Raw genomic sequence first — 22,016 nt, 5'->3', positions numbered from 1 at the left:
GAGTCGCCCACCGGCCCGGCCCACGTCCAGTCCGCGCGCCACGGCGCGCCCAGTGAGTGAGGGAGATCGACCAGCATGAGCGCATTCCTGCAGCAGTCCTCCGGCATGAAGGCACACCGCTACCTGCCCTTCCAGGACCAGATCGAGGTCTCCCTGCCCGACCGCACCTGGCCGGGCAGAGTCATAGAGAAGGCGCCCCTGTGGTGCGCCGTGGACCTGCGTGACGGCAACCAGGCCCTGATCGACCCGATGGGGCCCGAGCGCAAGCTGCGCATGTTCCAGCTGCTCGTGCGCATGGGCTTCAAGGAGATCGAGGTGGGCTTCCCCTCGGCCTCCCAGACCGACTTCGACTTCGTCCGTCAGCTCATCGAGGCCGACCACATCCCGGACGACGTCACCATCCAGGTGCTCACCCAAGCCCGTGAACACCTCATCGAGCGCACCTTCGAGTCACTCCAGGGCGCGGACCGGGCGATCGTCCACCTGTACAACTCCACCTCCGTACTCCAGCGGCGGGTCGTGTTCCGGCAGGACCAGGACGGCATCGTGGACATCGCGACCTCCGGCGCGCGCCTGGTCAAGAAGTTCGAGGAACAGCTCACCGGCACACAGATCACCTACGAGTACTCGCCTGAGTCCTACACCGGCACCGAACTCGACTTCGCCCGGCGCATCTGCGACGAGGTCGCCGAGGTCCTGGAGGCCTCCACGGACCGGAAGATGATCCTCAACCTCCCGGCCACCGTGGAGATGTCCACCCCGAACGTGTACGCGGACTCCGTCGAGTGGATGCACCGCAACCTGGAGCACCGCGACGCCGTGATCCTCTCCCTGCACCCGCACAACGACCGCGGGACCGCCGTCGCCGCCGCCGAGCTGGGCTACCTCGCCGGAGCGGACCGCATCGAGGGGTGCCTGTTCGGCAACGGTGAGCGCACCGGCAACGTGGACCTCGTGACCCTGGGCATGAACCTCTACTCCCAGGGCATCGATCCGATGCTGGACTTCTCGGACATGGACGAGATCAAGCGCACCGTGGAGTACTGCAACCAGATGGCCGTACCCGAGCGCTCCCCGTGGGGTGGAGACCTCGTGTTCACGGCGTTCTCCGGCTCCCACCAGGACGCCATCAAGAAGGGCTTCGAGGCCATGGAGGCCGATGCGGCCGCCGCTGGCACGGACATCGAGGGCATCCCGTGGGCGGTGCCCTACCTGCCGATCGACCCGAAGGACATCGGCCGCTCCTACGAGGCCGTGATCCGGGTGAACTCGCAGTCCGGCAAGGGTGGGGTGGCCTACCTGCTCAAGTCCGAGCGCAACCTCGACCTGCCCCGCCGTGCACAGATCGAGTTCTCGCACGTCGTCCAGGGCATGGCTGATGCTCAGGGCGGGGAGATCTCCGGGGCGGACCTCTGGGAGGTGTTCCGGGACGAGTACCTGCCGGCCGAGGCCGACGCCGAGCGCTGGGGCCGCTACCGGGTCGTCTCGGTCCGCTCGGAGTCAGGGGAAGGCGGCCTCTTCTGCATGGAGGTGGAGCTGGATGTTGACGGTGTCCGCCGGACCCGCGCAGCCCAGGGCAACGGACCCATCGATGCGTTCCTGAACGTCCTCGGCGAGGACGGCGTGGACGTGCGTGTGCTCGACTACTCCGAGCATGCCCTCTCCGAGGGTGGCTCGGCGATGGCGGCCGCCTACGTGGAGGCCACCGTCGGGGACCGTGTGCTCTGGGGCGTGGGCCTGGACCACAACACCACCTCGGCGTCCCTGAAGGCCGTGGTGTCCGCCGTGAACCGCGCCCTGCGAGGCTGAACCGCCCATGGCAGCGAACCGGTCCGCCTCCCGGCGGGGTGCGCGGCACGGCGGGGTGTCCATGGGCACCCACCGCACCGAGGCGATCGTGCTGCGCACCCACCGTCTGGGTGAGGCGGACCGGATCGTGGAGTTGCTGACCCCGGGGGAGGGGATCGTGCGGGCGGTGGCCAAGGGGGTGCGCAAGTCCACCTCACGGTTCGGTGCGCTCGTGGAACCCTTCATGCACTCCACCCTGCAGCTCGCCCGGGGCCGGGGTGAGCTGCAGACCGTGACCCAGGGCCAGCTCCTGCACCCCTATGGGCAGACCCTGGCCGCCGACTACGAGGCCTACGCCGCCGCCGCGGCCCTGGCCGAAGCCGTCGAGCGGATCACGGCCGTGGACGACGACGGCCGGCGCGCCCAGTTCCGCCTCCTCCACGGGGCCGTGTCCGCCCTGGCCCGGGGTGCCCACGAGCCGCGGATGATCGTGCTGTCCTTCCTGCTGCGCTCGCTCACGCAGGCCGGGTGGGCCCCCACCTTCTCCGACTGCGCCCGCTGCGGGGCCCCGGGCCCCCACGACGCACTGAACGTTGCCGTGGGCGGTGCCGTATGTCCGCGCTGCCGACCGCCGGGCTCAGCCCACCCGGCCCCGGAGACCTTCGCCCTGCTGACGGCGCTGACGGCCGGGAACTGGGCGGTGGTCGACGCCGCCGTGCCCACTGCACGCCGGGAGGCGGCCGGTATCGTGTCCGCGTACCTGCAGTTCCACACCGACCGCCGGCTCGTGGCCCTGGCCGTGCTGGACCAGGAGATCGCCGCACCGGGGCGTCGGGTGCCCGCGAGCGCCCCCGGCGCCGAGAGGAGACCATGACCGCGCCCCACCGCCCGGTGACCCCGCCGCCGCACCCGTCCGGGGCGACCCCGCCGCCGCTGGATCCCCGCTTCGTGCCGCGGCATGTGGCCGTCGTCATGGACGGCAACGGACGGTGGGCCAACCAACGCGGCCTGCCGCGTACCGAGGGCCACCGGGCGGGGGAGGCGGCGCTGCTGGACGTGGTCGCTGGGGCTGTGGAGCTGGGGGTGGGGCATGTCTCCGCCTATGCGTTCTCCACGGAGAACTGGAGCCGGTCGCCGGAGGAGGTGCGCTTCCTGATGGGCTTCTCCCGGGATGTGCTGCGCCGCCAGCGGGACACCCTGCACTCCTGGAATGTGCGCATCCGGTGGAACGGCCGAGCCCCGCGCCTGTGGACGCCGGTGATCCGGGAGCTGCGCGAGGCCGAGGAGCTCACCAGGGACAACACGGGCACCACCCTGCACATGTGCGTGAACTACGGTTCCCGCGCGGAGATCCTCGACGGCGTGCAGGCGATCGCCGAGGAGGTCCGGGCTGGGCGTCTGCGGCCCAAGGACATCACCGAGCAGACGATCACCCGTCACCTGGACCGGGCATACCGTTCGGGTGAGCACGGGATCGACCCCACCCCGGATGTGGACCTGTTCCTGCGCACCTCGGGGGAGCAGCGGCTCTCGAACTTCCTGCTGTGGCAGTCGGCCTATGCGGAGCTCGTGTTCCTGGATGTGCTGTGGCCGGACGTGGACCGGCGCACCCTCTATGAGGCGGTGCTGGAGTACGCGCGCCGGGATCGCCGGTACGGCGGGGCGGTGGACCGTGCCGGCGCTCAGTCGGTGCCGGCGGCCCCCTCAGCGTCCGGCACCTCGGGGGCCGGAACCGGGTCGGAGGGGCCGGCCGGGGGAGCGTAGGCCCGCAGCCATCGCAGGGTCTCGGCCAGGGCGGCCCGGCGGACCGGCTCGGCGGAGGCGAACACGTCGTGGAGGGCGCCGTCGTGCCGGTGGACGGTGACGCGATCGCCGAGCCGCAGGGCGCGCTCGGCGACGACGTCCGGGTTCAGCACGATGTCCGCGGCCTGCATGGCCTCGCTGTATCGCAGGCCGGCGTGGCCGGCGCGGGAGGCGAGCACGAGCACGGGGGCGTCCACGTCCAGTCCGTGGGCCACGGCCCGGTGCCCCTCGAGGACGGCGTCCAGCCAGGCCGCCGGCACGGGGAAGGCGCGGCGCCCACGCCAGTCGGGGTGCAGGTCCCATTCGCCGTCGGCCTCGGCCGAGAGGCTGCGCCAGTAGTGGTCGAAGGGCAGCTGGAGCGCGGCGTGCGGGTGACGCCGGGCCAGGGGCCTCAGCAGCGGTTGCAGCACGGTGCGCACCGGGGTGCCGCCGTGGGTCTGCAGCCAGGGGCTGTTGAGCACGATCGCCTCCGCCCGTCCGGGGTGGGCGTCGGCCCAGAGGGCCGCGACCAGGCCTCCGGTGGAGTGGCCCAGCAGCACCGGCGGCAGGGGGTGCTCGCGGGCGACGGCGGCCAGCGCGGTCTCGAGGTCGGTGTCGTAGCGGCGCAGGTCGTCGGTCCAGCCGGGGGTCTGCCCGGGCCGCAGGGATCGCCCGTAGCCGGGAAGGTCCACCGCGTGGAAGGCGTAGCCGGCGGCCTCGGCGGCCTCGGCGAGCTCGTGGTTGTAGAAGTAGTCGCTCCACCCGTGCACCGCGAGCACGGGCCGGCGTCGGGCCGGGTTGGGGTGCCGGTGCTGCGGGCGGACCACGGTGAGAGGCCGTGGGGATCGTCCCTCGCTGCGGGAGGCCAGGGTGGCCTGCTCGAAGCCGGGCAGGTGGTCGGGCCGCCAACGCGGGCCGGGCTCCTGGCCCGAGGGGGTCCGGGCGAGGCGGCTGGCCTGGGGAGTGGTGTGCTCCGGCGTGTCGTCGGTGTGGGGGCGGTTCATGTCACGAGCGTAAGCAGATCCACGAGAGTCGGCATCGCTCATGCGAAGATAAGTCCATGCGCCTGCCTAGCCCCCGGACTGCCATCGATTCCCTCCTGACCTCCCGGGCCCCCCGGGTCTACCCGCCCTTCTTCCGGGCGGTGTTCTCCGGCATGGACCCTGAGACCGCGCACCACATCGGCTTCGACGCCATCCGCGCGGTCGAGCGCACCGGCGTGTCGACCGCCCTGCGCGCGGCGTTCTACCCGGACCCGCTGCTGGCCCGCACCGTCATGGGCCTGCGCTTCCCCTCGCCGTTCGGCCTCGCCGCCGGCTTCGACAAGGATGGCCGCGGCACTTCGTCCCTGACGGACCTCGGCTTCGGCCACATCGAGGTCGGCACCATCACCGCCCGCCCCCAGGACGGCAACCCCCGCCCCCGCCTGTTCCGCATCCGCGAGGACCTCGCCCTCGTGAACCGCATGGGCTTCAACAACGACGGCGCCGCCGCCGTCGCCCCGCGCCTGGCCCGCACGCTTGAGGTGCTTGAGCGCCGCCACGGCGCCAACCGCCCGATCCTCGGGGTGAACATCGGCAAGACCCGTACCACCCCGCTGGAGGAGGCCGCGGAGGACTACCGCAAGTCCACCGCCCTGCTGGCCCCCCACGCCGACTACCTGGCCGTGAACGTCTCCTCCCCGAACACCCCGGGCCTGCGCACCCTGCAGGAGGGCGACGCCCTCGAGCGCATCCTCGAGGCCGTCCGCGAGGAGGCCGATGCCCGCGTCACCGGCCGCCGTGTGCCCCTGACCGTGAAGATCGCCCCGGACCTCAGCGACGAGGCCATCGCCGAGGTCGCCGAGCTCGTGGTCCGCCTCGGCGTGGACGGCGTCATCGCCACCAACACCACCGTCGAGCGCACCAACCTGACCGTCTCCCCGGAGCGGATCGCCGAGCTCGGCGAGGGCGGCCTGTCCGGTGTGCCGCTGGCGGCCCGGGCCCGCGAGGTGCTCGTGCAGCTGCGCGCCGCTCTGCCCTCCGAGGTCGCGCTGATCAGCGTCGGCGGTGTGACCACCCCCGAGGACGTCGCGGACCGCCTCAGCGCCGGCGCGGACCTCGTCCAGGGCTACACCGCGTTCCTCTACGAGGGCCCGTTCTGGGCCGGCCGTATCAACGCCGGCCTGGCCCGCGACCTGCGCCGCTGAGCCGCACCGGCCCCACGCAGCGAGCCCCCGGAGCGTGATGCTCCGGGGGCTCGCCACGTCTGTGGGGCCGTGCGGCCGGCAGGGGCGGGTGCTGGGGTCAGCGCGGGTGCTGTCCCCGGGCCACCTGCGGCTTGGGCAGGCGCAGGCGGCGGAACTGCAGGGCCCGCATGACGGCGTAGAAGCCGGTGCCGGGCTCGGCCTGGCCGAAGCGTTCGGTCAGGCCGCGGCGGACGCGGCGGGTGATCAGGAACGCCTCGACCACGATCACGGCCACCAGCACGTACAGGGCGATCATCAGGTACACCTGGACCTGCCGGGAGGGCACCATCATCAGGAAGATGTAGAGGACCACCACGGGCAGCAGGAACTCGGCCACGCCCGTGCGGGCGTCCACGAAGTCCCGCACCCAGCGGCGCTGGGGGCCGCGGTCGCGCTGGGGGAGGGCGCGCTCATCGCCGGTGATCATGGCCTCGCGCTGGCGCCTGCGCTCGGCGGCCGCGGCCTCGCGCTCGGCGCGGCGGGCGGCCTTGCGGTCCTCCGGCACCAGGGTGCGACGCCGGGCGGCCTCCTGGTCCTTCCGGCGCGGCGTGGGCACGCCCTTGCCTTGGGAGCGGTCGCGACGGCCGGAGGCGCCCTTGGCGTCGGGCGCGGAGGGGGCCGTCCCCCCTGCGGGGGCGGCGGTGGAGCCGTGGGCCTCGGGGCGCCCGTCGGCGGGGGTCTCGGTGGTCTTCCTGCGTCTCAGCACCGCCCCAGTCTAGGGGCCGTCCGGGTGGCGTCGTAGGCTGGCACCATGAGCGAGACCTCCACGCCCGCCGCCCCGTCGGACGCGGCGCGGCTCGTCGACGCGCTGCGCGCCGCCGTCGACCGCCGCTTCCCGGACACGGTGCAGACCCTCAAGGACCTCGTGGCCATCCCGGGCATCGCCTGGGACACCGCGGACCGCGCCCAGCTGGAGCGCTCGGCGCAGACCGTGGCCGGGCTCCTTCGCGAGGTCGGCCTGCAGGACGTGCAGGTCGAGACCCTCGACCGCCCCGACGGCCGGCCCGGCGGCCCCGCCGTGATGGGATCCCGCCCCGCCGCGCCGGGCCGGCCCACTGTGCTGCTCTACGCCCACCACGACGTCCAGCCCCTCGGCGACGAGGACCTCTGGGACACCCCGCCGCTGGTCGCCACCGAGCGCGACGGTCGCCTCTACGGCCGCGGCGCCGCCGACGACAAGGCCGGCGTGATGGTCCACCTGGCCGCCCTGGCCGCCCTGGACGAGGTCCTGCCCGAGGCCGGCGTCGGGGTGCGCGTGTTCATCGAGGGGGAGGAGGAGGCAGGCTCCCCGACCTTCCGCGGGTTCCTTGAGGCCCACCGGGACCGGCTCGCCGCGGACGCGATCGTCGTGGCCGACTCGGCCAACTGGGCGGTCGGTGAGCCCGCCCTCACCACCTCCCTGCGCGGCCTCGTGGACGGCACCGTGACCGTGCAGGTCCTCGACCACGCCGTGCACTCGGGCGTGTTCGGCGGCCCCGTGCTCGACGCCGTCGTGCTGCTCAGCCGCCTGATCTCCACCCTCCACGACGCCGACGGCGCCGTGGCCGTGCTCGGGCTCGAGCCGCGCCACCACGCAGACGTCGAATACCCCGAGGCCGACTTCCGGCGCGACGCCGGTGTGCTCGACGGCGCCCGGCTCGCCGGACGCGGCTCGCTCGCCGATCGGCTGTGGAACGCCCCCGCCCTGAGCGTGATCGGCATGGACGTGCCCTCCGTGGCCGGCTCCTCCAATACCCTTCAGCCCACCGCCCGCGCGAAGTTCTCCCTGCGCCTGGGCCCGGGGATGGACCCGAAGGAGGCCTTCGAGGCCCTGCGCACCCACCTGGAGGCGCAGTCCGAGGCCGTGCTCGGGGCGCGGATCACCGTGGAGGCCGGCGAGTTCGGCCAGCCCTTCGCCACGGACACCTCCTCCGAGCCGGCCGTCGCCATGCTCGGCGCCCTCGAGGACGCCTGGGGCGTGCCGGCCCGCGAGATCGGCCTGGGCGGGTCCATCCCGTTCACCGCCGACCTTCAGGAGGTGTTCCCCGAGGCCGTGCTGCTGATCACCGGCGTGGAGGACCCGGACTCCCGGGCCCATTCGGCCAACGAGTCCCTCCACCTCGAGGACTTCCGCCGTGCCGTGCTCGCCGAGGCGATCTGGCTGGCCCGGCTCTCACTCTGAGCTCGCCCCGCGACGCGGTGCCGGGCGGGAATGCCCGCCGGTCCGGCGTCGTTCACCCCCATGACCCCCGGCGACACCTATCGCCGACCCCCACACCACACCAGGAGGCCAGGATGGCACTGTCCGCAGAGGAGACCGGCGTCGAGATCGGCGCGACCCAGGACGCCGACGGGCTGCCCCCGCACGAGGTCGAGCTCACCGACGCCGCCGCCGCCAAGGTGCGCGCCCTGCTCGAGCAGGAGGGCCGCACGGACCTGCGCCTGCGCGTGGCCGTCCAGCCCGGCGGCTGCTCCGGCCTGATCTACCAGCTCTACTTCGACGAGCGGGTGCTCGAAGGCGACACCATCCGCGCCTACGAGGAGGGCGTCGAGGTCATCGTCGACAAGATGAGCGTGCCCTACCTGATGGGCGCGACCATCGACTTCGAGGACACCATCTCGAAGCAGGGCTTCACCATCGACAACCCCAACGCCGCCGGATCCTGCGCCTGCGGCGACTCCTTCCACTGATCCCCAGACACCCGCGCCGGGCTGGCCCTCGAGAGCCGGCCCGGCGTCGTCGTGCCCGGCGACGTGGCGCAGACGACACGGCCGGGCAACTCGGTGCCCCCGTTCGGGCGCCGACGGCATAGACTGGCCCGGAGTCATCACGGACATACCTGCACCACCTGACAGGAACCTGCACGTTTCCCGCAGGCGCCATGGGGGAGGGGAGTCCATCGCACACGAGATGAAGAGGAAGGCCGTCTGTGAGAGCACAGAATGACGCCGGGCGTCGGACCCGTCGCCGGCTGCAGGGCGCAGCCCTCGGGGCCACAGCCCTGCTGGCGCTGACCGGCTGTTCGGCAGAAGTCCAGCGCGGCTGGCTGCCGGGCACGCGCGAAACCACCAACCACAATGCCCAGCTCACCGACCTCTGGGTGAACTTCTGGATCGCCGCCCTCGCGGTCGGCCTGGTGGCCTGGGCCGCGATGATCTGGTGCATGATCGCCTACCGGCGCCGCAAGAACGACGTCGGCTTCCCGAAGCAGACGGCCTACAACGTGCCGGTCGAGGTGATGTTCACCCTCCTGCCCGTGCTGATGGTCTTCACCCTCTGGGGCTTCACCGACCGTGTGCAGACCGAGGTCGACACCCCCGTGGAGGACTCGCCGCTCACGGTGACCGTCTACGGCAAGCAGTGGTCCTGGGACTTCAACTACGAGTACCAGCGCCCGGACGGCCAGACCGTCCAGGCCCACCTGCAGGGCGTGCAGGCCCAGCTCAACGGCCGGGAAGGCGTGCAGCAGACCCTGCCCACCCTCTACCTGCCCGAGGACGTGCCGGTGCACTTCGCCCTGAAGTCCCGCGACGTCGCCCACTCCTTCTGGATCCCGCAGTTCCTCCAGAAGCGCGACATGCTCCCCGGCAAGACCAACGACCTCTACCTGACCCCCCAGGAGCCCGGCTCCTACGACGGCAAGTGCGCCGAGCTCTGCGGCGAGTTCCACTCCGAGATGCTGTTCAACGTGGAGGTGGTCGACGAGGCCACGTTCCTGCAGCGTCTGGACGAGATGCAGCCCGGTCTGGTGGGCGACGAGTACAACCGCAACCCCAACATGAACCCCGACGGTGCCCAGGAGATGGAGGTCGACCTCCAGACCCCTCGCGGCGGAGGTAGCCACTGATGACCAGCTATGAATACGTGATGGACGAGGGACGCGGCCAGGCTCAGCCGCGCGTCGTGCCTCGCTCCCTCGGCAAGATCGTCGTCAACTGGCTGACGACCACCGACCACAAGACGATCGGGTACATGTACCTGATCACGTCCTTCGTCTTCTTCTGCGTCGGCGGCGTGATGGCCCTGATGATCCGTGCCGAGCTCTTCGAGCCGGGCATGCAGATCCTGCAGACGAAGGAGCAGTACAACCAGCTGTTCACGATGCACGGCACCCTGATGCTGCTGATGTTCGCCACCCCGCTGTTCGTGGGCTTCGCGAACGTGCTCGTGCCGCTGCAGATCGGCGCCCCGGACGTGGCCTTCCCGCGTCTGAACGCTCTGGCGTTCTGGTTCTTCCTGTTCGGTTCGCTGATCGCCACGGCCGGCTTCCTCACCCCGCAGGGGGCGGCCTCGTTCGGCTGGTTCGCCTACGCGCCGCTGTCCGACACCACCTACTCGCCGGGCGTCGGCGGTGACCTCTGGGTCTTCGGCCTGGCCCTGCAGGGCTTCGGCACCATCCTGGGCGGCGTCAACTTCATCACCACGATCCTCACGATGCGCGCCCCGGGCATGACCATGTGGCGCATGCCGATCTTCACGTGGAACACGCTGATCACCGGCATCCTGATCCTCATGGCGTTCCCGCCGCTGGCCTCCGCGCTCTTCGCGCTGGGCATGGACCGCCGTTTCGGCGGCCACATCTTCAACCCGGAGAACGGCGGTGCCGTCCTGTGGCAGCACCTCTTCTGGTTCTTCGGCCACCCCGAGGTGTACATCATCGCGCTTCCGTTCTTCGGGATCGTCTCGGAGATCGTGCCGGTGTTCTCCCGCAAGCCGATCTTCGGCTACAAGTCCCTGGTCTTCGCGACGACGGCCATCGCCGCGCTCTCCGTGACCGTGTGGGCGCACCACATGTACGTGACCGGCTCCGTGCTGCTGCCGTTCTTCTCCGTGATGACCATGCTCATCGCGGTCCCGACCGGCGTGAAGTTCGTGAACTGGATCGGCACCATGTGGCGCGGCTCGATCACCTTCGAGAACCCGATGCTCTGGACTCTCGGCTTCATGGTCACCTTCCTCTTCGGCGGTCTGACCGGCGTGATCCTCGCGGCCCCGCCGCTGGACTTCCACGTGTCCGACACCTACTTCGTGGTGGCGCACTTCCACTACGTCATCTTCGGCACCGTGGTGTTCGCGATGTTCGCCGGGTTCTTCTTCTGGTGGCCCAAGTTCACCGGCAAGATGCTGAACGAGCGTCTGGGCAAGATCCAGTTCTGGATGCTGTTCGTCGGGTTCCACGGCACCTTCCTCATCCAGCACTGGCTCGGCGTGATCGGCATGCCCCGCCGGTACGCGGACTACATGGTAGAGGATGGCTTCGCCGCCATGAACGCCTTCTCCACGGTGTTCTCCTTCATCCTGGGCGCGTCCCTGATCCCGTTCTTCTGGAACGTGTACCAGACCGCGCGCTACGGCAAGAAGGTGACCGTGGACGACCCGTGGGGCTTCGGCGCCTCGCTCGAGTGGGCGACGTCGTGCCCGCCCCCGCGTCACAACTTCCATGCGCTGCCGCGCATCCGTTCCGAGCGTCCGGCCCTGGATCTGCACCACCCGGAGCTCTCGCCCTACTCGCCCCAGGCCGAGCCTGAAGCGTTCGGAGAGAAGGTGGCCCGATGAAGGTCCTGGAGAACATCTTCTGGGTGGTGGGCCTCTTCATGGTCGCCATCGGCACGCTCTACGCGTTCTGGGTGAACTGGACCGAGTGGGCCGGGATCCCCGCCATCTACGCCCTGGCGGCGATGTGCTGGATGATCGCCTGGTATCTGCGGGCCACGGACCGGAAGTTCGGCCTGGGCCCCGCGGACGACGAGGACGGTGAGATCACCGACTTCGCTGGCACCTATGGCACCTTCGCTCCGTGGAGCTGGTGGCCGCTCGGCCTCGGCCTCGCCTGCGCGATCGTGGTGACGGGGTTGGCGGTCGGCTGGTGGGTCTTCTACATCGGCGTCGGCGCCTCGATCTTCTTCACCTTCGGCTGGGTCTACGAGTTCTCCCGCGGCAAGTACGCGCACTGACTCCACGGTCCCACCGAACGCCTCGGGCCGGCTCCCACACGGGAGCCGGCCCGAGGCGTCTCTGCATGCGGACCGTGACCGCAGAGACCGCGAGCAGCCGCCGAGCCCCACTCTCTCCCCCCAGCGCTTCCCTTCCAAGCCCACCCCACCCCAGCGCTCCGGGGGCGAAAGTGCCCGCTATTCCACTCCTATTCCGGCCACTTTCGCCCCCGCAGCGCTGAGAGGAGGGGCGGAGCATGGCAAACACCATGACGAGGCCGACCGCGGCATCGGGGCCTCCCCGAGTGCATGCCCTGACCGCAGCCGGCCCCTCCGGGCACCCCCCCAGCCGCACCCCTGGCGCCGTCGGACTCTCTGAAACCGACTCCAGGCAACCAGCGCTCCCGTTCCTCCCGTGGTTTCCACCCCAGCGCTCCGGGGGCGAAAGTGCCCGCTATTCCACTCTTATTCCGGCCACTTTCGCCCCCGGAGCATGGAGAGCGGGGACGGATAAGGGGAACTTCATGCCGTGCCTGCACTCCCACACGCAGCGCCGTGCCCTCCACCCGGGACTGCGGCATCGGCCACGACTCCACCCCTCCTCGCCATGCCCCCGCAGACAGACGAAGGCCCCCGACACCGTGGGTGTCGGGGGCCTTCGGCGGTCGGGGCGTCGGTCAGTGGCCGATCTGCGGGGTGTGGCCGTCCTGGGAGGTGATGGCCTCAGCGCCGTGCTCGCCATGGCTTCGGGCGTCCGCGAGCTCCTGCCGGGAGACGGGGGCGACCCGGTCCTGGTAGAACATGCGGTTCAGGCCGGCGCGGATCCGCTCGAGGCGGGACACCTTGCCGTTGCGGCCCGGGGTGGGCGGCACCGGGCGGTTCTCCGGGAAGGCGACCAGGCGGTACAGCTCGTAGTCGGTGAGCTGGCGGTGACGCTCGTGGAAGCCGCCCTCCGGGGACATCTCGATGACGCCGGCCTCGTGGCCGTGGAGGACGAGCTCACGGTCCTTGCGCTGCAGCGACAGGCAGATGCGGCGGGTGATGATGAACCCGAGCACCGGGCCCAGGAAGAACATCGCGCGCAGGAAGTAGAGCACGTCGTTCAGGGACAGGTGGAAGTGCGTGGCGATCAGGTCCGAGGAGGCCGCGGCCCACATGGTGCAGTACCAGACGACGCCGGCCACACCGATCGCGGTGCGCGTCGGGGCGTTGCGCGGGCGGTCGAGCAGGTGATGCTCACGGTCGTCCTTGGTGATCCAGCGCTCGATCCACGGCCAGGTGACCATGAGGCCCAGCAGGATGCCGACGGGCAGCAGCGGGACCAGCACGCCCATGGGGAGGGACACCGAGGAGCCCCACGGCATCGGCACGTTCCAGAGGAACGAGAAGTCGCCGAGCATGCCGGGCATCAGGCGCAGGGCGCCGTCGAACACGCCGATGTACCAGTCCGGCTGGGTGCCGGCGGACACAGGGGAGGGGTCGTACGGGCCGTAGTTCCAGATCGCGTTGATCGTGACGGTGGAGGCGAACAGGGCCAGCACGCCGAACACGATGAAGAAGAAGCCGCCGGCCTTGGCCGCGTACACCGGGCCCACCGGGTAGCCGACCACGTTGTTCTCGGTGCGACCGGGGCCGGGGTACTGGGTGTGCTTGTGCACGACCACCATGAACAGGTGCACGGCGATCAGCAGCAGGATGGCGGCCGGGACGATCATGATGTGCAGCGCGTACAGGCGGCCGATCACGGAGTAGCCGGGGAACTCGCCACCGAACAGGAAGGCGGACAGGTAGGAGCCGACCACCGGCAGGGCCTTGAGGATGCCGTCGATGATGCGCAGGCCGTTGCCGGAGAGCACGTCGTCCGGGAGGGAGTAGCCGGTGAAGCCGGCGGCCCAGCCGGCCATCAGCAGGAAGCAGCCGACCACCCAGTTGAGCTCACGGGGACGGCGGAACGCGCCGGTGAAGAACACGCGCAGCATGTGCACGGACATCGCTGCCACGAACATCAGCGCCGCCCAGTGGTGCAGCTGGCGCATGAACAGGCCGCCGCGGATGTCGAAGGAGATGTCCAGCGCGGAGGCGTAGGCGGCGGACATTTCGAGTCCACGCATCGGTGCGTAGGCGCCGTCGTAGGTCACGTGGGCCATCGACGGGTCGAAGAAGAAGGTCAGGAAGGCGCCGGACAGCAGCAGGACGACGAAGCTGTACAGGGCCACCTCGCCGAACATGAACGTCCAGTGGTCCGGGAAGACCTTCCGGGCGAAGAAGTTGACGATCGGGGATACACCCATGCGGGTGTCCACGAAGTTGGCCACGCGTCCCGTGGAGGTCGCGGGCTGGAACTCTTTCACTGCAGTGCTCATGGGTGTCAGCCACGCTCCCAGTAGACAGGCCCGACGGGCTCATGGAAATCGCTCTGGGCGACGAGGTAGCCCTCGTCGTCCACGGTGATCGGCAGCTGGGGGAGCGCGTGGCTCGCCGGGCCGAAGACCACCTTGCACTCCTGCGCGAGGTCGAAGGTCGACTGGTGGCAGGGGCACAGCAGGTGGTGGGTGTGCTGCTCGTACAGGGCGATGGGGCAGCCCACGTGCGTGCAGACCTTGGAGTAGGCGAAGATGCCGTCCACGTTCCAGTCTTCGCGGCCCGGGCTCACGTCCACCTTGGCGGGGTCGAGGCGCATGACCAGGACGACGGCCTTGGCCTTCTCGTTGAGCTTGCCGTGCTCGAGGTCGTTCAGACCCTCGGGGATCACGTGCATCGCGGTACCCATCGTGACGTCTGAGGCCTTGATGGGGGAGCCGGTGGGGTCGCGCACGAGGCGGACGCCCTGGTCCCACATGGTGTGGCGCAGCCGCTCGGGGCCGAAGTTGTTCACGGCCTCGTCGGAGAAGCTGTCGGTGTCGTCCAGGTCGCGGAAGGCGGCCACGAACGGCAGCGGGGCGAGGACGGCGGCCCCGATCAGGGTGTTGCGCAGCAGGGGGCGGCGCTTGATCTGCGACTCGTCGAGGATGGCGGCGACGGTCCCGGAGGCCTTGGCGCGGTCGGCCTCAGTGCGGATCTCGTGGCGCTCCTCGACCCACTCGTGGTCGGGCATCAGGGTCTTGCCCCAGTGCACGGCGCCGACGCCGATGCCGAGCATGGCCAGGGCGGTGCCGAGACCGAGCAGGAGATTCTGCAGGTAGATCCGGCTCATCGGCTCGTCGTTGCCGATCTGGCCGACCCCGAAGTAGCCGATGAAGGCCAGCACGGTGCCGAGGATCGACACGAGGAACAGCACGGAGACCTGGCGCTCCGCCTTCTTGGCGGCACGGGGGTCCTCATCGGCCAGGCGCGGACGGTGAGGGGGAAGGCCCGGGTTGTCGATGGCGTGCCGGGGAGCATCCTCACCGGCGTGCTCGAGGGCGGCCGAGTGTCCCTCGGTCCCTTCGTAGCCTTTCTCGCCCATAAGACCAGTTTCCTTTGCTCGAGTGATGTATGCGGATGACGGGTGCGCGGCGTCGTGGCGCCGGCGGGATCAGGAGGACCGGCTGGTGAGCCAGACCATGAAGCCGACGATCAGCGCCAGGCCGGCGGTCCAGATGAACAGGCCCTCGGCCACCGGGCCCAGGGAACCGAGCTGCAGGCCACCGGGGGAGCCGTTGGCCTCGATCGTCTTGAGGTAGGCGATGATGTCGCGCTTGTCCTCGGGCTTGAGGTTGGCGTCGGAGAACACGGGCATGTTCTGCGGGCCGGTCTGCATGGCCTCGTAGATGTGGCGGGGCTCCACGCCGTGCAGGGACGGGGCGAACTTGCCGCGGGTCAGCGCACCGCCAGCGGCGGCGGCGTTGTGGCACATCGCGCAGTTGATGCGGAAGAGGTCGCCGCCCTTGGCGATGTCCACACCCTCGGCGTTCACGTCGAGGTACTCCTCCTCGGGGACCGCGGGGCCGGCACCCAGGGAGGCGACGTAGGCGGCGAGCTGGGCGGTCTGCTCCTCGGAGAACTGGCTGGGCTTGACCATGGCCTGGGGGCCGTTCATCTGCATGGGCATGCGGCCGGTGGCGACCTGGAAGTCCACGGAGGCGGCGCCGACACCCACGAGGTTCGGGCCGGAGGGTCCACCGGTGGCACCCATGCCGTGGCAGGAGGCGCAGTTCGCGTTGAACAGCTTCTCGCCCTCGGCGATGGCGTCCTGGGAGGCGGCGGCGGTGACCTGCGTGGCCGCCTGGGCCTGGTTCACGGTGCTGGCGACCGAGTAGAGGCCGCCGGTCACCAGGAGTCCCAACAGCAGGAGCGCCAGCCCCATCAGGGGATGGCGTCGATTCTGCGAAAGTGCCTTCACGGTGGGTGTCCTATCGTGTGTCGTCCGGACGGGGCCTGAGCCTCGCCCGTACCTCAAGGGGTGCGGAGTGCGGGGCGTCTTACTTCAGGAAGTAGACGATGGCGAACAGTGCGAGCCAGATGACGTCGACGAAGTGCCAGTAGTAGGACACGACGATCGCCGAGGTGGCCTCGTGGTGGCCGAAGCGGCGGGCCATATAGGCGCGGCCGATGATGAACAGGAACGCGATGAGGCCGCCGGTCACGTGCAGGGCGTGGAAGCCGGTGGTGATGTAGAAGGCGGAGCCGTAGGCGTTCGCGGCGATGGTGACGCCCTCCGAGACGAGCGTGGCGTACTCGTAGGCCTGCACGGCCACGAAGACGGCGCCCATGATGAACGTGAGGATGAACCACTCGACCATGCCCCACCTGCCGCCGACGCGGCGGGGCTGCAGGCGCTCGGCGGCCAGGACGCCGAACTGGGCCGTCACGGAGGAGAGCACCAGGATCAGGGTGTTCACCGCGGCGAGCGGGACGTTGAGGATCGCGGTGTTCTCCGCCCACAGCTCGGGGGAGGCCGAGCGGAGGGTGAAGTACATGGCGAAGAGCCCACCGAAGAACATGAGCTCGCTGGCGAGCCACACCATGGTCCCGACCTGGACCATGTTCGGCCGGCTCGGGAGCCCCGTGGTGGGCTGATTGAGGGTGTGGGTAGCAGTGGTCACGTTGCCATTATGGCCCCAAACACGTGACAGAGGCTAAACCGAATCTAGCGTGTCGCCCGTCCGTACACGGTCTCGAGAGCCGGATTCTGCGGGTTTCGGCGGCAGACGATCAGGAGACGTCCAGACAACGACGCCGGAGCCGGCCTCAATCGGGCGTCTCACCCTGGGGGAGCGCGCCCCGGGGAGGCTACAGTCGGGGCCGTGAGTGCCGACGTCGCCCCCCGCCCTGCCCCGTCCAGCTGGCCCGAGGTCCTCGGCGCCCTCGCGTCCGGGGACGACCTCGACGCGCCCACGGCCGCGTGGGCCATGGGCCAGATGATGGCCGGCGAGGCCACGAACGCCCAGGTGGGTGCCTTCCTCCTGGCCCTGGCCGCCAAGGGGGTCACGGTGCCGGAGCTGCGCGGGCTGACCGAGGAGATGGTGCGCAGGGCCCGCCCGGTGCGGGTCTCGGGTCCCACCCTGGACATCGTCGGCACCGGCGGCGACCGCCTCGGCACCGTCAACCTCTCCACCATGTCCTCGATCGTCGCCGCCGGCGCAGGGGTGCGGGTCGTCAAGCACGGCAACCGCGGCGCCTCCACGACCGCCGGGGCCGCCGACGTCATCGAGGCCCTCGGCGTGGACCTGTCCATGCCCGCCGAGCGGGCTGAGCAGTGCGCCGAGGAGGTGGGCATCACCTTTCTGTTCGCGCAGCACTACCACCCGTCGATGAAGCACGTGGGCCCGGTGCGCCGTCAGCTCGGCGTGCCCACCGTGTTCAACTTCCTCGGCCCGCTCTCCAACCCGGCGGGCGTCACGGCCCAGGCCCTGGGGTGCTCGAGCGCGGTCATGGCGCCCCTGTTGGCCCAGGTGCTCGCCGACCGGGGTGTGCGCGGGTTCGTGGTGCGCGGCCGGGATGGCCGCGACAAGGTCACCACCTCCGGGCCCTCCCTGGTGCTCGAGGTCCGCGGCGACGTCGTGGAGCATGAGCTCGACCCCCGGGACCTCGGCGTCGAGCTGGCGTCCGTGGAGGCGCTGGCTGGCGGGGACGCGGCCCACAACGCGGGCATCGTGCGGGACCTGTTGGCCGGCAGGCCCGGGCCCGTGCGCGACGCCGTGCTGCTGAACACCGCCGTCGGCTTGGCCGCGGCGGACGAGGACGCCCAGGGGCCGCTCGTGGAGCGTCTGCGCCGGGCGAAGGAGGTCGCCGAGCGCTCGCTCGACTCCGGTGCGGCCGCCGAGGTGCTCGAGCGCTGGGTGGACTTCTCCCGCTCGGCCGGCTGAGCGCCCGGGCCCCACAGCCCCCGAGAGGTCCGTCAGCCCTGGGTCCGCCCCGCCCGCACGTCGGCGGCGGTGCGCTCGGTGAGCCCCTGGCTGATCCGGCGGGTGATCACCTCGCGCGTGCGGGCGGCGGAGGCCTCCAGGCGGGCGCGCAGGTCCGGGTCCATGGTGGCCGCCTTCTTCGGGTCGGCGAGTTCATCCGGGATAAGCAGCACCCGCGGGTCGGTGGCACCGGTGGGATCGTTCCAGCGGGTCACGATGTACGTGGGCGCCCAGGTGAGGTCTGAGACCTCGAAGCCGCCCTCGGGGGTCTCCGTGAAGTCGACCTGCACCATGGCGCCGTCGTGGGTGCCGGGGGTCTCGCCCTCCATGGAGGTCATCAGGTTGCCGGTGCTGTAGATGACCCACACCCCGGCGATGCGGTCGATGGGCTGCACCCAGTGCGGGTGCTGGCCGATGATCAGGTCCACCGCGCCGGAGGTGGCCACGCGCGTGGCGACCTCCTCCTGCTCGGCGTTGGGGATGTGGGTGTACTCGTCCCCGGCGTGCATGTGGTAGATCACGACGTCGGCCCCGGCCTCACGGGCCTTCTTCGCATCCGCGATCGCCTTGTCGGGATCAAGCAGGTCCACCGACCACTCGGTGCCCGGCTCGCTAGGGATCCCGTTGAGGGCGTAGGTCTGGGAGACGATGCCGACCACCACGCCCTGCTCGGTGGTCATGAGGTCCGGCATCTGCGCCTCCTCGCGGGACCGCCAGGTGCCGGCGGTCTCGAGCCCGGCCGCCTCGAGTGTGTCGAGGGTGCGCACGAGGCCGGCGAAGCCGCCGTCGTTGGTGTGATTCGAGGCGGTGGTGCACGCGTCGAAGCCGACCTCGGCGAGGGCGTCCACGGACTCCTTGGGGGAGCGGAAGCGCGGGTAGCCGGTGTAGGGGCCGCCGTCGGCCTGGATGACCACCTCGTGGTGGCAGATCGCCAGGTCCGCCTGCTGCACGAACGGGGTGAGGGACTCGATCTGCGGGAGGAAGTCGTAGCTGCCGTCCGGCTGCTGGGCCGGCTCGTAGAGGCCCGGGCGCCAGAGGATGTCCCCGGAGGTGTTCACGCTCAGGGTGCGCGAGGGAGTGCTGGGGGTGGAGGACGGTGCAGCGGTGGGCTCCCCGGAGGCGGAGCTCTGCGGCATGGTGGGGCCGGTGGCCGCGGGATCATCCTGCATCGGGGCTGCCGTGCAGCCGGCCAGGAGCAGGGCGGTGGCCGCGAACACCGCGCTGCGGCGGGTGTGAGTCAGGGGGAGAGCCATGGGAGTCAGTGAGCCTTCCGGATGGTGAGGGAGCTGAGGGTGCGTCGGGCGAGCAGGAACGCAGACAGTGTTGCGGTGGCGACGAGGACGAAGGACGTCGGCGCGCCACCGAGACCCCACCAGACACGCAGCGTCATGCCCAGTGCCACGGTGCCGGCCACCACCAGTACGCCGTGGGGCCAGATCCGGTGCCATGTGTGCCAGACAGCAGTGGCGAGCGAGGCGACCACTAGGGCCACCAGGAACGGGGCAGCGGTCTGCAGGAGCGGACCGATGCCGCCGCCGCTGAGGTGCTGGCGTTGGCCGACCGCCACGAACACCACCACGAGGACGGCGTCGGCCGCGAGGGCGAGCCAGGGGGCCCACCGATTCCAGGGGCGGGGCGCGGGTGGACGCGGGCTGGAGGAGGCGAGCATGGGAACCAGTGTCCCGCATGCGGGGCGGCGCCGCCCACTCCGAGGGCGTGGGGCAGGGCATCAAGTTGACATAATGTCCATTATCGGCGCTTATGGAGGGCCGCCTGAGGCAGAATGGAACGGACGGCACAGGCCCGTGCACGGCGCGAGACCCAAGGAGGACTCATGGAGTGGATCGAGGCGAACGCCGGATGGCTGTGGTTCGTGGCGACGGCGGCGCTCATCGGTGTTGAGCTGCTCACCCTGGACCTCGTGTTCGCCATGCTCGCCGTGGGTGCGGCGGCCGCCGGCGGTGCTGCCCTCGTGGGCGCGGGCCTGCCCATGCAGTTGCTTGCGTTCGTGGTCAGCTCCGTGCTCATGCTCGCCACCGTGCGCCCCACCGCACTGCGCCGCCTGCACCCGGACCCGTCCGCCTCGGCCTCCTACCTGGACACCCTGCCCGGGCGCTCCACCGTCCCGGCGGTCCCGGTCACTTCCTCGGAGGGTCTGGTCACCGTCGACGGCGACACCTGGTCTGCGCGCGTTGAGCCCGGTGCCCCCGCCCTCGCCGCCGGTGAAAACGCTGTGATTGTCCGCGTGGACGGCGCCAGGCTGATCCTGGCCCCGGCCGAGCCCACCGGCCGCCCCCGACCCCTGGGTCCTGCCTGAGAGCAGCCCATCCCCCTCCTCCTACCGGAAGGAACCCCATGGAATCACTGATTCTGCTGGCCGCCCTGGCCCTGATCGTGGTCGTGCTCCTGGTCTCCTCGATCAAGATCATCCCGCAGGCGCGAACGGCCAACGTCGAACGCCTGGGCCGCTACCAGCGGACCGCCGGCGCCGGGCTCACCGTGATCATCCCGTTCATCGACCGCATGCTCCCCATGGTGGACATGCGCGAGCAGGTCGTCTCCTTCCCGCCGCAGCCGGTGATCACGGAGGACAACCTCGTGGTCTCCATCGACACGGTCGTGTACTTCCAGGTGACCGACGCCAAGGCCGCCACCTATGAGATCGCCAACTACATCCACGCCGTGGAGCAGCTGACCACCACCACGCTGCGCAACGTCGTCGGCGGCATGAACCTTGAGGAGGCTCTGACCTCCCGCGACGCCATCAACTCCCAGCTGCGCGGTGTGCTGGACGAGGCCACCGGCCGCTGGGGTCTGCGCGTGTCCCGCGTGGAGCTCAAGGCGATCGACCCGCCCATGTCCATCCAGGACTCCATGGAGAAGCAGATGCGCGCCGAGCGCGACCGCCGCGCCGCGATCCTCACCGCCGAGGGCCGCAAGCAGGCCCAGATCCTCACGGCCGAGGGTGAGCGCCAGGCTCAGATCCTCTCCGCCGAGGGTGACGCCCAGGCCCGCGTGCTGCGCGCGAACGCCGAGGCCGAGGCCATCGAGGTGGTCTTCGACGCCATCCACTCCGGCGGCGCCGACTCCCAGGTGTTGGCCTACCAGTACCTGCAGTCCCTGCCGAAGATCGCCGAGGGCGAGTCCACCACCATGTTCGTGGTCCCGGCCGAGCTCACCCGCGCCCTGCAGGGCCTCGGCGAGGCCTTCGGCGGCTCCCAGGACGACGACGGCGCCCGCCTCTCCGGCCGCTCCGCCACCCGGGGCAAGGCCGCCGGTGAGAAGGGTCGCTCTGAGCGCCCTGCCCGCCCGACCACCGCGGACGCCCTGCGCACCTCGGGTGTGATGGATGCGATGACCGCCGGAGCGGTGACCGCGGACGAACTGCCCCAGACGTCTCTGGACGAGGCCCTGGCCGTGCCGGAGGAGCTCCAGGAGCCGGCCTCGGAGGCCGGCGTCCCGCCCACCGCGGCCGGCCAGGACCGTCCCTCCCCCACGATCGTCGATCGACCGGCCGGGGAATGACGTGACACACTGAGGGGTTGAACCACCCAGACGACCCCGCTGCGGGTCCGTCCGCGCCTCCTGCGCGGCGGCCCGCGGCCTGATCAGGAGGAAATGTGAGCGATCGCAGCCTGCGCGGGATGCGCCTGGGCGCGCAGTCCCTGGAGTCCGAGGCCGGCGTCGAGCCCGCCGCCCGCCAGCGGGTCGAGTACCGCACGGAGGACGGCGAGCAGGTGTTCGTGACCTTCTCGGTGGAGGCGGACGTGCCGGCCATCTGGACCTCCAAGACCGGCAAGGAGGCGTTCCTCGTCTCGGCGGAGAAGCCGGCGGAGAACGAGGGCAAGCCGGTGCGCACCCACTGGGACATGCTGCTCGAGCGCCGCTCGATGGAGGAGCTGGAGGAGACCTTCCAGACCCAGCTGGCCAAGCTGCGCGCCAGCCGCGGGGAGTCCGTCGGGTCCTGACCCGTGGGCCAC

21 protein-coding genes are annotated in these 22,016 nt (G+C 70.8%); 13 read left to right on the top strand and 8 right to left on the bottom strand.

The window, feature by feature from the left end:
• Positions 1–75 precede the first annotated feature (75 nt).
• The 3 genes from leuA to SPI96_RS06050 are packed head-to-tail and all read left to right on the top strand — an operon-like array spanning position 76 to position 3,552.
• Entirely contained in the window at positions 76–1,809 is a 1,734-nt protein-coding gene (leuA, locus tag SPI96_RS06060) for a 2-isopropylmalate synthase (RefSeq protein ID WP_321081467.1), read from the top strand.
• Between the two features lie 7 nt (positions 1,810–1,816).
• Positions 1,817–2,662: a DNA repair protein RecO gene (gene recO, locus SPI96_RS06055; RefSeq protein ID WP_321081466.1), complete on the top strand. Its 846-nt coding sequence runs from the start codon at positions 1,817–1,819 to the stop codon at positions 2,660–2,662.
• Positions 2,659–3,552: an isoprenyl transferase gene (locus SPI96_RS06050; RefSeq protein WP_321081465.1), complete on the top strand. Its 894-nt coding sequence runs from the start codon at positions 2,659–2,661 to the stop codon at positions 3,550–3,552. Before recO ends, SPI96_RS06050 begins: the two co-directional genes overlap by 4 nt.
• On the opposite strand, the gene SPI96_RS06045 is transcribed toward SPI96_RS06050, so the two are convergent.
• Positions 3,471–4,574 (bottom strand): alpha/beta hydrolase, encoded by a 1,104-nt coding sequence (locus tag SPI96_RS06045; RefSeq protein ID WP_321081464.1) that lies wholly within the window; start codon positions 4,572–4,574, stop codon positions 3,471–3,473. The genes SPI96_RS06050 and SPI96_RS06045 overlap by 82 nt on opposite strands.
• Positions 4,575–4,630: 56 nt before the next feature.
• Here SPI96_RS06045 and SPI96_RS06040 point away from each other — a divergent pair, with 56 nt between their 5' ends.
• Positions 4,631–5,758: a quinone-dependent dihydroorotate dehydrogenase gene (locus SPI96_RS06040; RefSeq protein WP_321081463.1), complete on the top strand. Its 1,128-nt coding sequence runs from the start codon at positions 4,631–4,633 to the stop codon at positions 5,756–5,758.
• A gap of 97 nt (positions 5,759–5,855) precedes the next feature.
• Here SPI96_RS06040 and SPI96_RS06035 read toward each other — a convergent pair whose 3' ends face one another.
• The gene (locus tag SPI96_RS06035) at positions 5,856–6,503 is read right to left on the bottom strand and encodes a DUF3043 domain-containing protein (protein ID WP_321081462.1); all 648 of its coding nucleotides are present in this window, start codon (positions 6,501–6,503) and stop codon (positions 5,856–5,858) included.
• Between the two features lie 45 nt (positions 6,504–6,548).
• On the opposite strand from SPI96_RS06035, the gene SPI96_RS06030 reads away from it, so the two are divergent.
• The 5 genes from SPI96_RS06030 (at position 6,549) to SPI96_RS06010 (ending at position 11,731) form a co-directional block, all read left to right on the top strand.
• Positions 6,549–7,958, top strand: a complete 1,410-nt coding sequence (locus tag SPI96_RS06030) for a dipeptidase (protein ID WP_321081461.1) — start codon at positions 6,549–6,551, stop codon at positions 7,956–7,958.
• 113 nt (positions 7,959–8,071) lie between these two features.
• Complete coding sequence (gene erpA / locus SPI96_RS06025) at positions 8,072–8,467, top strand: iron-sulfur cluster insertion protein ErpA (protein ID WP_321081460.1); 396 nt, start codon at positions 8,072–8,074, stop codon at positions 8,465–8,467.
• Positions 8,468–8,706: 239 nt separating this feature from the next.
• Positions 8,707–9,624, top strand: coding sequence for a cytochrome c oxidase subunit II (coxB, locus tag SPI96_RS06020; RefSeq protein ID WP_321081459.1), 918 nt, complete (start codon positions 8,707–8,709; stop codon positions 9,622–9,624).
• The gene (gene ctaD / locus SPI96_RS06015) at positions 9,624–11,333 is read left to right on the top strand and encodes a cytochrome c oxidase subunit I (RefSeq protein WP_321081458.1); all 1,710 of its coding nucleotides are present in this window, start codon (positions 9,624–9,626) and stop codon (positions 11,331–11,333) included. The genes coxB and ctaD overlap by 1 nt, the downstream gene beginning before the upstream one ends.
• A complete protein-coding gene (locus tag SPI96_RS06010; RefSeq protein ID WP_321081457.1) occupies positions 11,330–11,731 on the top strand; it encodes a cytochrome c oxidase subunit 4 in 402 nt (133 codons plus the stop codon). Before ctaD ends, SPI96_RS06010 begins: the two co-directional genes overlap by 4 nt.
• Positions 11,732–12,387: 656 nt before the next feature.
• Here SPI96_RS06010 and SPI96_RS06005 read toward each other — a convergent pair.
• The 4 genes from SPI96_RS06005 to SPI96_RS05990 all read right to left on the bottom strand — a co-directional run bounded on the left by SPI96_RS06005 (position 12,388) and on the right by SPI96_RS05990 (position 16,674).
• Positions 12,388–14,073 carry a cytochrome bc complex cytochrome b subunit gene (locus SPI96_RS06005; protein ID WP_321081456.1) on the bottom strand — a complete coding sequence of 562 codons (1,686 nt, stop codon included), beginning with the start codon at positions 14,071–14,073 and terminating at the stop codon, positions 12,388–12,390.
• Between the two features lie 5 nt (positions 14,074–14,078).
• Positions 14,079–15,155, bottom strand: coding sequence for a ubiquinol-cytochrome c reductase iron-sulfur subunit (locus SPI96_RS06000; RefSeq protein ID WP_321081455.1), 1,077 nt, complete (start codon positions 15,153–15,155; stop codon positions 14,079–14,081).
• A 69-nt stretch (positions 15,156–15,224) separates the two neighbouring features.
• Positions 15,225–16,031, bottom strand: coding sequence for a c-type cytochrome (locus SPI96_RS05995; RefSeq protein ID WP_321081454.1), 807 nt, complete (start codon positions 16,029–16,031; stop codon positions 15,225–15,227).
• Positions 16,032–16,110: 79 nt separating this feature from the next.
• Positions 16,111–16,674, bottom strand: a complete 564-nt coding sequence (locus SPI96_RS05990; protein WP_414601922.1) for a cytochrome c oxidase subunit 3 — start codon at positions 16,672–16,674, stop codon at positions 16,111–16,113.
• A 261-nt stretch (positions 16,675–16,935) separates the two neighbouring features.
• Here SPI96_RS05990 and trpD point away from each other — a divergent pair, with 261 nt between their 5' ends.
• The gene (trpD, locus tag SPI96_RS05985; protein WP_321081452.1) at positions 16,936–17,997 is read left to right on the top strand and encodes an anthranilate phosphoribosyltransferase; all 1,062 of its coding nucleotides are present in this window, start codon (positions 16,936–16,938) and stop codon (positions 17,995–17,997) included.
• Positions 17,998–18,029: 32 nt separating this feature from the next.
• Here trpD and SPI96_RS05980 read toward each other — a convergent pair whose 3' ends face one another.
• On the bottom strand, positions 18,030–19,289 hold the full coding sequence (locus tag SPI96_RS05980; protein ID WP_321081451.1) for a CapA family protein: 1,260 nt from the start codon (positions 19,287–19,289) through the stop codon (positions 18,030–18,032).
• Between the two features lie 5 nt (positions 19,290–19,294).
• Positions 19,295–19,705: a DUF3054 domain-containing protein gene (locus SPI96_RS05975; RefSeq protein WP_321081450.1), complete on the bottom strand. Its 411-nt coding sequence runs from the start codon at positions 19,703–19,705 to the stop codon at positions 19,295–19,297.
• A 165-nt stretch (positions 19,706–19,870) separates the two neighbouring features.
• Between SPI96_RS05975 and SPI96_RS05970 the strand changes: the two genes are divergently transcribed.
• The 3 genes from SPI96_RS05970 to SPI96_RS05960 all read left to right on the top strand — a co-directional run bounded on the left by SPI96_RS05970 (position 19,871) and on the right by SPI96_RS05960 (position 22,004).
• Positions 19,871–20,353: an NfeD family protein gene (locus tag SPI96_RS05970; RefSeq protein WP_321081449.1), complete on the top strand. Its 483-nt coding sequence runs from the start codon at positions 19,871–19,873 to the stop codon at positions 20,351–20,353.
• A 38-nt stretch (positions 20,354–20,391) separates the two neighbouring features.
• On the top strand, positions 20,392–21,561 hold the full coding sequence (locus SPI96_RS05965) for an SPFH domain-containing protein (protein ID WP_321081448.1): 1,170 nt from the start codon (positions 20,392–20,394) through the stop codon (positions 21,559–21,561).
• Positions 21,562–21,656: 95 nt separating this feature from the next.
• Positions 21,657–22,004 carry an RNA polymerase-binding protein RbpA gene (locus SPI96_RS05960; RefSeq protein WP_321081447.1) on the top strand — a complete coding sequence of 116 codons (348 nt, stop codon included), beginning with the start codon at positions 21,657–21,659 and terminating at the stop codon, positions 22,002–22,004.
• Positions 22,005–22,016: the final 12 nt, after the last annotated feature.

The organism is Micrococcus sp. (genome assembly GCF_034179925.1).
Taxonomy (GTDB): domain Bacteria; phylum Actinomycetota; class Actinomycetes; order Actinomycetales; family Micrococcaceae; genus Micrococcus.
Note: the sequence above shows the minus strand (reverse complement) of the source record. Positions and strands in the feature narration are given on the sequence as shown.

What these genes read in the sequence shown, in the direction of transcription:
- SPI96_RS06005 (WP_321081456.1), bottom strand. Translation starts at nt 14,073, where the DNA reads ATGAGCACTGCAGTGAAAGAGTTCCAGCCCGCGACCTCCACGGGACGC.
- SPI96_RS05965 (WP_321081448.1), top strand. Translation starts at nt 20,392, where the DNA reads ATGGAATCACTGATTCTGCTGGCCGCCCTGGCCCTGATCGTGGTCGTG.
- SPI96_RS06000 (WP_321081455.1), bottom strand. Translation starts at nt 15,155, where the DNA reads ATGGGCGAGAAAGGCTACGAAGGGACCGAGGGACACTCGGCCGCCCTC.
- SPI96_RS05990 (WP_414601922.1), bottom strand. Translation starts at nt 16,674, where the DNA reads ATGGTCCAGGTCGGGACCATGGTGTGGCTCGCCAGCGAGCTCATGTTC.
- SPI96_RS06050 (WP_321081465.1), top strand. Translation starts at nt 2,659, where the DNA reads ATGACCGCGCCCCACCGCCCGGTGACCCCGCCGCCGCACCCGTCCGGG.
- SPI96_RS06045 (WP_321081464.1), bottom strand. Translation starts at nt 4,574, where the DNA reads ATGAACCGCCCCCACACCGACGACACGCCGGAGCACACCACTCCCCAG.
- leuA (WP_321081467.1), top strand. Translation starts at nt 76, where the DNA reads ATGAGCGCATTCCTGCAGCAGTCCTCCGGCATGAAGGCACACCGCTAC.
- SPI96_RS05970 (WP_321081449.1), top strand. Translation starts at nt 19,871, where the DNA reads ATGGAGTGGATCGAGGCGAACGCCGGATGGCTGTGGTTCGTGGCGACG.
- ctaD (WP_321081458.1), top strand. Translation starts at nt 9,624, where the DNA reads ATGACCAGCTATGAATACGTGATGGACGAGGGACGCGGCCAGGCTCAG.
- SPI96_RS06040 (WP_321081463.1), top strand. Translation starts at nt 4,631, where the DNA reads ATGCGCCTGCCTAGCCCCCGGACTGCCATCGATTCCCTCCTGACCTCC.
- recO (WP_321081466.1), top strand. Translation starts at nt 1,817, where the DNA reads ATGGCAGCGAACCGGTCCGCCTCCCGGCGGGGTGCGCGGCACGGCGGG.
- SPI96_RS05980 (WP_321081451.1), bottom strand. Translation starts at nt 19,289, where the DNA reads ATGGCTCTCCCCCTGACTCACACCCGCCGCAGCGCGGTGTTCGCGGCC.
- SPI96_RS05975 (WP_321081450.1), bottom strand. Translation starts at nt 19,705, where the DNA reads ATGCTCGCCTCCTCCAGCCCGCGTCCACCCGCGCCCCGCCCCTGGAAT.
- SPI96_RS06010 (WP_321081457.1), top strand. Translation starts at nt 11,330, where the DNA reads ATGAAGGTCCTGGAGAACATCTTCTGGGTGGTGGGCCTCTTCATGGTC.
- erpA (WP_321081460.1), top strand. Translation starts at nt 8,072, where the DNA reads ATGGCACTGTCCGCAGAGGAGACCGGCGTCGAGATCGGCGCGACCCAG.
- SPI96_RS06030 (WP_321081461.1), top strand. Translation starts at nt 6,549, where the DNA reads ATGAGCGAGACCTCCACGCCCGCCGCCCCGTCGGACGCGGCGCGGCTC.